The sequence below is a fragment of the Negadavirga shengliensis genome (assembly GCF_042652345.1).
GTDB lineage: Bacteria > Bacteroidota > Bacteroidia > Cytophagales > Cyclobacteriaceae > Negadavirga > Negadavirga shengliensis.
Window position 1 is genome coordinate 100,393 of sequence record NZ_JBHSJJ010000009.1, and the last position, 12,650, is coordinate 113,042.

The 12,650-nt window shown below is 44.9% G+C and carries 9 protein-coding genes; all 9 read left to right on the forward strand.

Annotated elements, in window-relative coordinates; genetic code table 11:
* Window positions 1-45: 45 nt before the first annotated feature.
* The 9 genes from ACFPFU_RS16020 to ACFPFU_RS16060 all read left to right on the forward strand — a co-directional run bounded on the left by ACFPFU_RS16020 (window position 46) and on the right by ACFPFU_RS16060 (window position 12,527).
* Window positions 46-1,098 (forward strand): sugar phosphate isomerase/epimerase family protein, encoded by a 1,053-nt coding sequence (locus ACFPFU_RS16020; protein ID WP_377065839.1) that lies wholly within the window; start codon window positions 46-48, stop codon window positions 1,096-1,098.
* Window positions 1,099-1,106: 8 nt separating this feature from the next.
* Window positions 1,107-2,246: a Gfo/Idh/MocA family protein gene (locus tag ACFPFU_RS16025; protein WP_377065841.1), complete on the forward strand. Its 1,140-nt coding sequence runs from the start codon at window positions 1,107-1,109 to the stop codon at window positions 2,244-2,246.
* 7 nt (window positions 2,247-2,253) lie between these two features.
* The gene (ilvD, locus tag ACFPFU_RS16030) at window positions 2,254-3,930 is read left to right on the forward strand and encodes a dihydroxy-acid dehydratase (RefSeq protein WP_377065843.1); all 1,677 of its coding nucleotides are present in this window, start codon (window positions 2,254-2,256) and stop codon (window positions 3,928-3,930) included.
* Window positions 3,931-3,953: 23 nt separating this feature from the next.
* A complete protein-coding gene (locus ACFPFU_RS16035; RefSeq protein WP_377065845.1) occupies window positions 3,954-4,793 on the forward strand; it encodes a transketolase in 840 nt (279 codons plus the stop codon).
* A complete protein-coding gene (locus ACFPFU_RS16040) occupies window positions 4,783-5,736 on the forward strand; it encodes a transketolase family protein (protein WP_377065847.1) in 954 nt (317 codons plus the stop codon). Before ACFPFU_RS16035 ends, ACFPFU_RS16040 begins: the two co-directional genes overlap by 11 nt.
* Window positions 5,733-6,764: a zinc-dependent alcohol dehydrogenase gene (locus ACFPFU_RS16045; RefSeq protein WP_377065849.1), complete on the forward strand. Its 1,032-nt coding sequence runs from the start codon at window positions 5,733-5,735 to the stop codon at window positions 6,762-6,764. The genes ACFPFU_RS16040 and ACFPFU_RS16045 overlap by 4 nt, the downstream gene beginning before the upstream one ends.
* 9 nt (window positions 6,765-6,773) lie before the next feature.
* A complete protein-coding gene (locus ACFPFU_RS16050; protein ID WP_377065851.1) occupies window positions 6,774-7,562 on the forward strand; it encodes an SDR family NAD(P)-dependent oxidoreductase in 789 nt (262 codons plus the stop codon).
* A 370-nt stretch (window positions 7,563-7,932) separates the two neighbouring features.
* Complete coding sequence (locus tag ACFPFU_RS16055; RefSeq protein WP_377065853.1) at window positions 7,933-11,058, forward strand: SusC/RagA family TonB-linked outer membrane protein; 3,126 nt, start codon at window positions 7,933-7,935, stop codon at window positions 11,056-11,058.
* Between the two features lie 17 nt (window positions 11,059-11,075).
* Window positions 11,076-12,527: a RagB/SusD family nutrient uptake outer membrane protein gene (locus ACFPFU_RS16060; RefSeq protein WP_377065855.1), complete on the forward strand. Its 1,452-nt coding sequence runs from the start codon at window positions 11,076-11,078 to the stop codon at window positions 12,525-12,527.
* Window positions 12,528-12,650: the final 123 nt, after the last annotated feature.

Sequence of the window (12,650 nt, forward strand, 5' to 3'; positions counted from 1 at the left end):
TTTGAGAATTTCTATTCGCAAACCAAATGAAACCAGTTTATTGCCATGAAGACCATCAAAGGACCCGCTATTTTTCTGGCCCAGTTTTTAAAGGATAGCCCACCTTATCATGACTTGGAAAGTATTTCAGGTTGGGCGGCATCATTAGGATATAAAGGGATTCAAATTCCAACATGGGACCGACGGATTTTTGATCTGGAGCAGGCATCGCAATCCAAAGGGTATTGTGAGGATTATAAAGGAAAATTAAAGGAAAAGGGTCTGGAGGTGGTGGAACTTGCTTCCTATTTGCAGGGACAGGTTATGGCCATCCATCCCGCCTATGAATTGTTGTTCCAACCTTTCTATCCCAAAGGTTTGGATGATCCTGGAAGATTGGAATGGGCTTCTGAACAGCTCCGGCAGACGATTTTGGCAAGTGCATATTTCGGGACCGAAAATATTTCTGTTTTATCAGGAGGTTTGGCCTGGCCCTATATCTATCCCTGGCCACAACGCTCCAAAGGCCTTGTTGATGAAGCATTTGGGGAATTGGCCAGGCGTTGGCTGCCCCTCTTTGATAGGGGCAAAGAATATGGGATCACTTTTGGCTTTGAGCTTCATCCAGGTTCTGATCTTTATGACGGAGCTACCTTTCTTCGTTTTCTGGATAAGGTTTCGCACCATCCTGCTGCTTGCATCACTTATGATGCAAGCCATTTTTTGTTGCAGCAGATGGATTATGTAGAATTCATCCGGATTTTTCATGACCGGATCAAAGCATTTCACGTCAAAGATGCGGAATTCATTACAAATGGTTTGACAGGGGTTTATGGCGGATACCATGATTGGGTCAACAGGGCAGGCCGGTTCCGTTCCCCGGGAGATGGGCAGGTGGATTTTAAAAAAATCTTTACAGAACTTACCACCCGTCGATATGAAGGTTGGGCCATCCTGGAATGGGAATGTTGTGTCAAAAGCCCGGAGCAGGGGGCAAAAGAAGGCGCTCTGTTCATAGCCTCCCATATTATAGAAGCCACCCAATATGTATTTGATGATTTTGCCAGCAGCCCGACCGACCATGGGATGAACAAACAAATTCTTGGATTAGACCGATAATAATAATTGTGAAAGAGGAACTAAACATTGGTATAATAGGAACCCAGTTTATGGGAAAGGCACATAGCAATGCGTACAGGCAGGTACCCCGGTTTTTTAATATTCCGATAAATCTCCACTTGCATACTGCCTGTGGAAGGAACAAAGCGGCACTGGACCAATTTGCACAAAAATTTGGCTGGGATCGTGCTGAAACAGATTGGGAAAAGATCATGGAAGATGAAACTATTAATATAGTAGATATTGCTGCCCCGAATGACCTGCACATGCCTATAGCCAAGGCTGCAGCTAAAGCAGGAAAACACATTTTATGTGAAAAACCCATTGCTTTAAATTTAATTGAGGCCAAAGAAATGTACCAGTCAGCCCAAAAAGCTGGAGTTATTCACATGATGGTTTTCAATTACCGTTTTGTCCCGGCCATTGCACTTGCCAAACAATTAATAGAGGAAGGGAAAATCGGTAAGATCCATCACTTTAATGGCGTGTATTATCAGGACTGGTTGGTGGATCCCAATTTTCCAATTACCTGGCGGCATGATGCCAAAACATCAGGCTCAGGTGCCCATGGTGATATGAATGCCCACATAGTGGATTTGGCACGTTTCTTAGTAGGGGAATTTATCTCCGTCAATGGCCTTCAGAAAACTTTTGTTACAGAAAGGCCTCTTGCCCCAGGAGAGGGAAAAGGTGCAGTCACTACCGATGATGCGACCACTTTTCAGGCGGAATTTGAGAATGGGGCCTTGGGATCATTTATTGCCACCCGCTTTGCCAATGGCAGGAAAAATTTCCTGAGACTGGAAATCTTTGGGAGTAAGGGAAGTCTGGTGTTTAATTTGGAGCGGATGAACGAACTGCAATATTTCTCCCTGGAGGAGGATCCAAAATGCCAGGGATTCCGTACTGTCCTGGTTACAGAATCCCGTCAACCCTATATCGATGCATGGTGGCCTCCCGGACATATTATTGGATGGGAGCATACTTTCGTCCACTTGGTAAAAACTTTAGTGGAAGGGATAGCGGGGAACAAACAAGTAAGGCCTGACTTTTATGATGGGTTAAAATGCCAACAGGTGCTGGATGCAGTGATGGAATCAGCCCGGGAAAGAAAATGGACAGACATTGAACTTGATTTAAAACTATAAGAGAAATATGGCGGAACTAAACAAATTCAGCAAACATGTAACCCAAAATGATACTTCTCCAGGAGCACAATCCATGTTACATGCGATTGGGTTGAGCAGGGAGGATCTTAAAAAGCCGCAAATAGGCATAGCAAGCGCCGGATGGGAGGGCAACCCCTGTAATATGCATTTAAATGATCTGGCCAGGAAAATAAAGGAAAGCATTATGAAAGAAGACCTCATGGGGCTGATATTCCACACTGCCGGCGTAAGCGATGCCATTTCCATGGGCTCAAGCGGTATGCGGTTTTCCCTTCCATCCAGGGATGTTATTGCAGATTCTGTGGAAATGGTAGGAGGTGCCCAATGGTACGATGGCTTAGTTGCTGTGGTAGGATGCGATAAAAATATTCCAGGCGCCCTTATGGGCATCAGCCGTCTTAACCGTCCGGGAATAATGTTTTATGGAGGTACCATCAAGGCCGGTCATTATAATGGGAAAAAACTGGACATCATTTCTTCATTTGAAGCCACTGGAAGCCGCTCCACCGGTGAAATCAATGAGGAGGAATTCAGAGACATCGTTTTTCATGCCTGTCCGGGAAGAGGGTCCTGCAGTGGCATGTATACGGCAAATACCATGGCATCTGCAGTTGAAGCCATGGGCATGTGCCTGCCTTTCAATTCATCTTATCCGGCGGCAGATGAGTTCAAGCAGGTGGAGACCCACAAAGTGGGCCATGCCATGCTTCAACTGCTGGAAAAAGACATTAAACCAAAGGATATACTTACCAGGGAGGCATTTGAAAATGCCATACGGTTGGTGATGATAACAGGGGGTTCTACCAATGCGGTGATTCATTTGATTGCCCTGGCCAGAGCCATTGACGTGCCCTTGAGCATAAAGGATTTCCAATATTTCAGCAATAACACACCTGTATTGGGCGATTTAAAACCCAGCGGGGAATATGTAATGGAGGATTTATTTCAGGTTGGAGGAATACCTGCCGTATTGAAGATGATGCTTAGAGAAGGGTTGCTGCATGGGGACTGTATGACAGTAACCGGAAAAACCATGGCAGAAAATCTGGCAGAGGTGGAAGATTTGACAGAAGGTCAGGACATCATTCATCCCCTCAGCAATCCCATCAAACCAATAGGCCACCTGCAGGTACTGTATGGCAATTTGGCTGAACAGGGTGCAGTGGCCAAGATTACCGGTAAGGAAGGGGAACAGTTTACCGGATCGGCACAGGTATTTAATTCTGAGGAGGAAACCAATGAGGCTATTTTAATGGGAAGGGTAAAGGCAGGCAGTGTGGTGGTGATCCGTTATTGTGGGCCAAAAGGAGGTCCTGGAATGCCTGAAATGTTGAAACCTACCGCAGCCCTTATGGGTGCCGCTTTGGGCAAAAAAGTTGCCCTGATAACGGATGGGAGGTTTTCCGGAGGCACCCATGGTTTTGTAGTGGGGCATATTACACCCGAGGCACAGGAAGGCGGCAATTTGGCCTTGGTCAGAGATGGGGATAAAATCACCATTGATGCCATAGATAACAAACTTTATGTGCACCTTTCCGATGAAGAATTGGCAGAAAGGAGAAAGCTCTGGCTACAACCGTCCTTGAAGGTGTCCAAAGGCATTTTGCACAAATACGCAAAAGCGGTAAAATCTGCCTCGGAAGGCTGTGTAACGGATGAATAGGGGATAATATAAAGTATACGGTAATGACACAACTATTAGAAGAGAACACATTGAAAGCTTTGCAGAACAAGGCACTGGAAATAAGAAAGGAAATAATCACCATGGTTCACAGGGCCAACTCCGGCCATGTGGGCGGTAGTCTGGGGGCCACTGATCTGGTGGTTGCCCTGTATTATCACCTGATGAACCATAGGCCTGACAATTCTGATTGGGAAGACAGAGATAGATTTGTTCTCTCCAAAGGACATTGTACACCGGTGATTTACGCTGTATTGGCGGACTGCGGTTATTTCCCAATGGAGGATTTAAAATCATTCAGGCGTCCGGGATCTCACCTGCAGGGCCACCCCTACCAACCTATAACTCCCGGGATAGATGCTTCTACCGGCACACTGGGCTTGGGAATTTCTACAGGGGTTGGGATGGCGCTGGGTGGAAAAATCAGGAACAAAAGCCATTACTATTACATTATCTGTGGAGATGGGGAAATACAGGAAGGCCAGGCTTGGGAGGCGGCAATGTTTGCCAATAAATACAAATTGGATAATGTAATTGCCTTCGTCGACAGGAATTACCTGCAAACAGATGGTAATTCGGAAGACATTATGCCCTTGGATCCCCTTAAGCCCAAATGGGAAAGTTTCGGTTGGCAGGTGATGGAAATTGACGGGAATGACCTACAGCAGATTGTGGGCGCGGTAGGAAAAGCCAAAGAAATGAAAGGAAAACCTACCATGATCATTGCCAATACCATCAAAGGGAAAGGGGTCTCCTTTATGGAAAATGTGGTAAAATGGCATGGTACACCACCGGAAAATAAAGATTTTGAAAATGCAATGAAAGAATTGGATCATGGAATTTAAAGAGACAAGAAAAGGTTACGTGGATGGACTGCTGGAACTGGCCAAAGAAATGCCGGAAATGGTGGTTTTAGATGCCGATGTGGCTAAGGCCACCAAAACAGAATTATTTCAGGAAGCCTATCCCGATAGGTTTTTCAACTGTGGAGTACAGGAGCAGAACATGCTTTCTGTAGCTGCGGGGCTGGCTTTGGAGGGATTTCTCCCATTTGCCTCTACTTTTGGGGTATTTGCCACCTGCCGGGCAGGGGATCAAATGAGAAATTCCATTGCTTATCCTAAGGTAAATGTAAAAATCGGGGCCACACATTGTGGCATCAGTACCGGAGGTGATGGGGCTTCCCATCAAAGTATTGAAGATATTGCCATCGCCAGGTCATTTCCTAATATGACGGTATTGGTGCCCGGTGATTATGAAGAGGCAAAACGGGCTACAATTGCTGCCGCAAAGCATCAGGGACCCGTCTATCTTAGGTTTGGAAGGGACAAATATCCGGTAGTGGAGGAGATCCGAGGGGAATTTCAGATAGGGAAATCCAAATTGGTACGCCCAGGAACAGATTTGACTATCATCAGTACAGGGATCATGATAAGTGAGGCCTTGAAGGCTGCGGATGCCTTGCAGGAACAGGGATTTACTATTCGGGTCCTGCATATGCCTACTATAAAACCCTTGGACAAAGCGAGTATTATCAGTGCAGCAAAGGAAACCCAGGGAATTGTGACCATTGAAGAACATTCCATTATCGGGGGACTTGGAGAGGCAGTGGCGTCAGTGACTGCCGGGGAACATCCATGTCCAGTGAACAGAGTGGGGGTTATGGATGTATTTGGTGAATCGGGGCAGGCAGATGAACTTTTCGATAAATATGGATTAAGGGCCAGAAACATCCTTGAGGCCTCGGAAAAAATATTGAAAAATTATAGCAGAGCCGGTAAAATATGAAAGCATTGACAAAATACGAAAAAGGGAAAGGAAATGTAGTTTTAATGGAAATGCCTGAACCGGTATGTGCCGATAACCAGGTGGTTTTGGAAGTGAGTTGTTGCGGGATTTGCGGCACAGACCTGCATGTGTACCATGATACTTTTAAGAATTATCCTCCTGTCATTATGGGGCATGAGTTTTCAGGAAAGGTGATAGATATGGGTAAGAATGTGAAGGATGTAAAACCAAGTGACACCTTTTCCGTACTGGGCGCCACGGCCATCACCTGTGGGGTTTGCAGCTATTGTTATAGCGGGGAGTTTATGTTCTGCAAAAACCGGAGGGGAATGGGGCATGGCGTTCATGGAGCCTTTGCTAAATATGCCGCTGCCAGAGTAGACCAATTATTTCCTGTTCCGGAAGGAGTTAGCATGGAAGAAGCGGCAATGGTGGAGCCATTAGCTGCAGCTGTACATGCGGTTTGCGATATAGCGCGGTTCAAAATCGGAGATGTGGTGCTGGTATCTGGCCCTGGAACCATGGGCCTAATGAGTCTGAAGTTATTGCTTGCCCAGGGGATAAAAACCATCGTGGCAGGGACATCTGAAGATAATTATAGGCTGGACCTGGCAAAAAAATATGGTGCAGCACGTACCGTGAAAGTGGACAAAGAAGATCTGGCTGCTGTAATAGAAGAAGAAACAATGGGAATGGGAGTGGATTTGGCCTTGGAATGTGCAGGGGCGGAGGGCTCTGTGAGGAATTGCATGCAGTCACTGAGGGCACAGGGAAGGTACGTTCAGGTGGGACATTTCGGGAAAGACCTGACTGTTCCCTGGGACCTCATCGCCTTCCGCCAGTTAAAAATCCATGGGTCTGTAGGCTATAACCGTGATACCTGGTTGCAGACATTTAGGATATTGGAGCAGGGGAATCTCAATATTAAAGACATTATCACCCATAGGTTTAAGCTTTCGGAATGGGAAAAGGGCTTTGAACTTTCAGAAAAAAAGCAGGCCGTTAAAGTTTTGTTGTATCCAGATTAAATGGAATAGATGAATTCAAGATTTACAGGTAAGGTAGCGATAGTCACTGGTGCAGGTAATGGGATTGGCTTTGAGATAGCCAGACAATTGGTGAAAGAAGGGGGGGCGGTCGTGCTGAATGATATCAACGGCCAATCTGCCGAAGATGCAGCCAGAAAGATCAGTCAGGACAGGCCCGGGGCCTGTATTTTTTATAAAGGGGACGCTGGGAAGGTTAAAGTCATTAAAGAACTGGTGGAATTGGCGGTAGCGGAATTCGGCCGCCTGGATTTTGCCATTGCGAATGCCGGCATTACTCTGTTTGGAGAATTTTTTGATATTACGGAGAAGGAATTCCAAAACGTGGTAGACGTCAACCTCAAGGGCTCCTTTTTTCTGGCCCAACATGCAGCCAAACAGATGAAAGAACAAAATACGAAAGGAAGGGTTTTGTTGATGTCTTCCACCATTGGTTGTATGGCTTATCCAAAATTAGGTATCTATTCTGTTACTAAGGCTGGACTTCATATGATGGCCAGGAGTCTGGTATTGGATCTTTCTCCTCATGGCATTACCATCAATGCCATAGCACCGGGGGCCACACTTACAGAAAGGACTGTGGAAGAAGAACCGGATTATGAAAATTTTTGGAAAGCATTGATACCTAAGGGAAAAATAGCAGTCCCCAATGATATCGCGAAAGCAGCACTTTTTTTATTGTCGGAAGATGCTTCCCATATTACCGGGCAGACTTTGGTAATTGATGGAGGGTGGACTTCAGTAGGTCATAATTACAATGGTAAAAGCTTAGATACATAATAGGGTTTTTATTTAGATTTCATTCCCGTAAAACCTCTTTTTTTTGTACCATTTGAGTCGGGTCCTTCTATTTCTATGGTAACATATGGTAAATAATTTCCTGATAGGGCTATTTTACCTATACAAGTGTCAATATTGTATATTCTTTTAAGAAAATAATAGATTTTTTCCAATTCACAAAAGCCTAAATTGTGTAATCTAATATTTCAGCATGCTGTATTCAGAAGCATCCGATAATCGGTAGTTTATTGGGTTGGGGGACATTGTATTATTACACCAAGGCTTCAAAAGGTACCAAGGGACACCCCTATTCTGGTTTGTATATCAATTCATGCTATAAATAAAACCCAATGTTTAACCTAAACTGAGTATGTTATCAAAAAATTTACAATTAACAATCTTCTTTACTGTTTTATTTTTCTTTCCAGCCATCCTGCTTCTGGCACAGGAAAGGAATATCCAAGGTAAAGTAAATGACGAGTCAGGAGACGCGATCCCAGGAGCAACAGTTCTTGTGAAAGGAACCAACCGTGGTACGGCAACAGACATTGACGGTTCCTTTGAAATTCTTGTATCCTCTCCTTCCGATGTACTTGCTATTTCCTATGTGGGATATATTTCCCGCGAAATTGAAGTAGGAAACCAGTCCGAATTCACCATAACACTCCAGCCGGATATGGAAGCCCTTTCAGAGGTGGTAGTGGTGGGTTATGGAACCCAAAGGAGAAGGGATGTGACTGGGGCTGTAGCTTCTGTTCAACCAGAAAACATCCGGGATTTGCCCATGCAGGGAATTGATCAGGCCATGGCGGGGCAAATAGCAGGAGTCAGGGCCCAACAGACAACGGGTACTCCCGGTGGGGGGATCAATGTGCAGATCAGAGGAACCGGATCCATCAGTGCAGGTGGACAGCCTTTATATGTAATTGATGGTTTTCCGGTAAGTCATAGCTTCAGTCAACAAACCAACCCTCTGGCAGCCCTGGATCCTAATGATATAGAGTCCTTGGAGGTTTTGAAAGATGCATCTGCAGCCGCAATCTATGGTTCACGGGGAGCGAACGGTGTAGTATTGATTACTACCAAGCGGGGAAAGACAGGAAAACCTACCATCAATGTGGACATGTACTCAGGGGTTCAGGAAGTACAACGGCGAATAGAGATGATGGATCCTGTGCCATTTACAGAAATGTTGATCGCAGCCCGGAACAATTCCTATTTACAGGCAGGGGGGAACAGTATCCACGATTCAAATGTGGATCGTCTGATACCTGGTGCGGGAGATTACTTTGACAATTATTTAATACCTGAATTGTATTCAGATTTTTTGGCAAATCCGGACCAATATACCTATACCAATTGGCAGGATCATATTTTCCGGACTGCCCCAATCCACAATTTCAATATATCTGCCTCTGGTGGCACTGAAAATACCAGTTATTATATTTCCGGAGGTTATTTCAGACAAGATGGTGTGGTAATCGAATCCGGCTTTGAAAGGTATTCTCTGCGGGCAAATGTAGAGACACAAGTAAGTAACCGGGTGAAAATTGGAATGAACATAAATCCTACCCTCGGTGTCCATGACCTGGTAAATGCAGAGGGGAATCCTTGGGATAATGCTGTTATAATGAATGCATTGACCATAATGCCGTTTATTGCTCCTTATAATGAGGATGGATCCTATGGGGATCAATTGACCTTCGGGCGGGGTACTGCTGCACAGGCTAATCCCATTGCTGTGGCAAGGGAAATTGATAATGAACAGCATAGGTTGCGGTTGTTGGGCAATGTATATGCGGAAGTAGCAATCACAGATGATCTGTCGTTCAGGACTTCTGTGGGCACTGATATGTCCATGGTGCGGCAAAGCCAGTTTTTTAGTGGGGCAGTGAGAAGATACTTTTCTCCATCCAGTGGTTTTGTGGCCAATTTTCAGCGTACCAACATCCTTAATGAAAATACGCTAAGCTATGACAAATCCTTTGATGGCCATAGGTTTAATGCGGTAGTGGGATTCACTTCTCAATACGAATACATTGAAAACAGTCAAATTAATGCAAATAATTACCCTAATGACCTGGTGAAAACCATAAATGCAGGGATAATTGTAGGTGGGGACCATCTGCGTGAAGAGTGGTCACTATTATCCTATCTGGCAAGGGTTAATTATGCTTATAAGGATAAATTCTTGTTGACAGGAACTATCCGAAGAGACGGATCCTCCCGTTTCGGAGCCCAAAACAAGTGGGGATATTTTCCATCAGGATCTATTGGCTATCGTATTTCGGAAGAATCATTTATGAATGTTATACCCGTTATAAGTGATTTAAAGGTTAGAGCAAGTTACGGCGTTACCGGAAATTTTGAAATAGGTAATTATGCACACATTGGACTTTTGGGAGCAAACAATTACGCACTTGGGGCGGGAACCGGAAATGTGGTAAACGGTCTGCTGCCTACTACTTTGTCCAACACTGGTTTAGGATGGGAAAGAACCCGGCAATATGATTTCGGTTTGGATATAGGATTACTAGAGGACAGGGTGATTTTTGCGGTAGATCATTATCGAAGTAACACCACTGACCTGCTTTTAAATGTACCAATACCAAGATCTACTGGGTATGCCAATGCATTCCAGAATATAGGAGAAGTTGAAAACAAAGGTTGGGAGTTTGCCTTATTATCACGAAATTCTGTGGGGGAATTCAATTGGACTACAGATTTTAATCTTTCCTGGAATAGGAATAAAGTGCTTGCACTTGGACCTGGAGGTGATCCGATTATTTCTGGAAACCATATCACCAGGATTGGGGATGCAATGGGCAGTCATTTTGGGTATTTGACAGAGGGTATATATCAAACCATGGAAGAGGTGAATAACACCCCACATCCACCAGGTACCCGACCTGGAGACCGGATTTTTATTGATGTGGACGGTGACGGGGAAATGACCCCTCAGGACCGAACAATAATCGGAAACAATCAACCGGATTTTATGTACGGTATGACCAACCGGTTTAATTATAAAAACTTTGATTTCAGCTTTTTGATCCAAGGGGTACAGGGGGCTCAGGTATATAGCGTGCTATATGAACGTATGGCGGATGTCCGTGGCCAGTTCAATCAGATGAAGATATCTGAGGGTTACTGGCAGTCACCGGAAAATCCCGGTAATGGATTCACTACCCGTCCATTCAGGGATGCGTTTCTATGGAATGAACGTCCTGGCAACTGGTTGATACGGGATGTATCTTTCCTGCGTATCAATAATGTTACTCTGGGATACAGTCTTCCTCCACAGATTCTCCAGACCATGTTTTTAGAAAGGGCAAGGGTTTATATAGGAGTGCAAAATCCCTATACATTTACAAGCTATGAAGGGTTCAATCCAGAAGTAAGTACCAATGGGGATAATCCTCTTCAGCCGGGAGTAGACCGTGGTGGCTATCCTGTACCCCGAACTTATTTACTGGGAGTTAATGTCAGTTTTTAATTTTAAAATTCAAGAACATGAAAAGATTAATCGTAATCAGTATATTAACCTCTGGCCTGTTAACTTCTTGTGGAGATGATTTCTTGGACCTTACTCCGCATTCCCAGGCTAACGTTGAGGACTTCTACCGAACAGAGAATGATATAGAAGTGGCCGTAAACGGAGTTTACCGGACTTTGCAATTGCCCGGCCAATATGGCCAGGCAATTTGGACCATAGGAGAAATAGCCTCGGATAATAGCATAGCCGGTAGGCCGGTTGACCCCTATCAGGATATTGGAATGCATAGGATCCCATCTACCAATGGTGTAGTCGAAAACAGTTGGTACCATAATTTCCAGGGCATACAGGCAATCAATACCTTGCTTAACCGGATGCCTGATGTGGAATTTACCAACATGGGACTCCGTGACCGGTTAGAAGGAGAAGCCAAATTTCTGCGGGCACTGATGTATTTTAATTTGGTAAGAATATATGGAGATGTGCCGCTGGTACTTACCGAAACCCAATCTCCGGAGGAGGGCTATGAACAAGGCCGGGACCCAGTCTCACAGGTGTATGAACAAATTATCAGGGATTTGACGGAAGCCGGTGCAGAAGGATTTTTGCCTTTGCAGTATGACAGCAGTGAAAGAGGTAGAGCCACAAGGGGTTCCGCTCTGGCCCTATTGGGGAAAGTTTATCTGACATTGGGAAACCATTCGGAGGCGGCAGATTTTCTCAGACAGGTAATCGATCTGAATATCTACCAATTGTTGCCAGATTATGCCGATATATTTGAAATTGACAATGCCAATCATGCAGAGTCCATTTTTGAGGTGCAGTTTAAAGGAGGGACCGGCCAGGGAATGGGAAGTAACTTTTTCCATACCTTTTCGCCCTTCACTGCAGGATCATTAATAGTCGGAGTTGGTTCCGGGGCGGGTTTTGGACAACCTTCTGCCGATATGATTGCTTCTTATGAAGAAGGCGATCTAAGAAAAGATATCTCCCTGCAGGAAGGTTTTGTAAATGAAGCCGGTGAATTCATTCCCGAACCATGGATATCCAAATACATAGATCCGTCCCCCTTTGCGGCAAATGATAATGATAATAATTTCCCGGTTATACGGTATGCAGATGTCCTGCTCATGCATGCGGAAGCCTTAAATGAACTGGCCTATGAGCCGGGAGGGGAGGCCTTTACGCATTTGAATGCGGTGCGTCAAAGGGCAGGATTGGACCCGTTTGATGGCCAGGATCTTCCAAGTCAGGACGCTTTCCGGCTTGCAATTGAAAATGAGCGCAGACACGAACTGGCTTTTGAAGGCCACCGGTGGTTTGATTTGGTGCGGACAGACCGTTTGTTGCCGGTAATGAATTCAGTAGGGTTTGAACTCCAGGAATATCAAAAAATATTTCCTGTACCACAGACTCAAATCGATGTTAATCCAGGTGTAATTACCCAAAACCCGGGACATACCTTATAATTAAACGGTCATGCGTCCCCGGTTTGCTTTCAAATGAAGGAAACTGGGGATGTATAATTGAAGTGTTCAAAGCCTACAACCGATTTGCAATACATCCTTATATGGCACACATGAAATACCCCA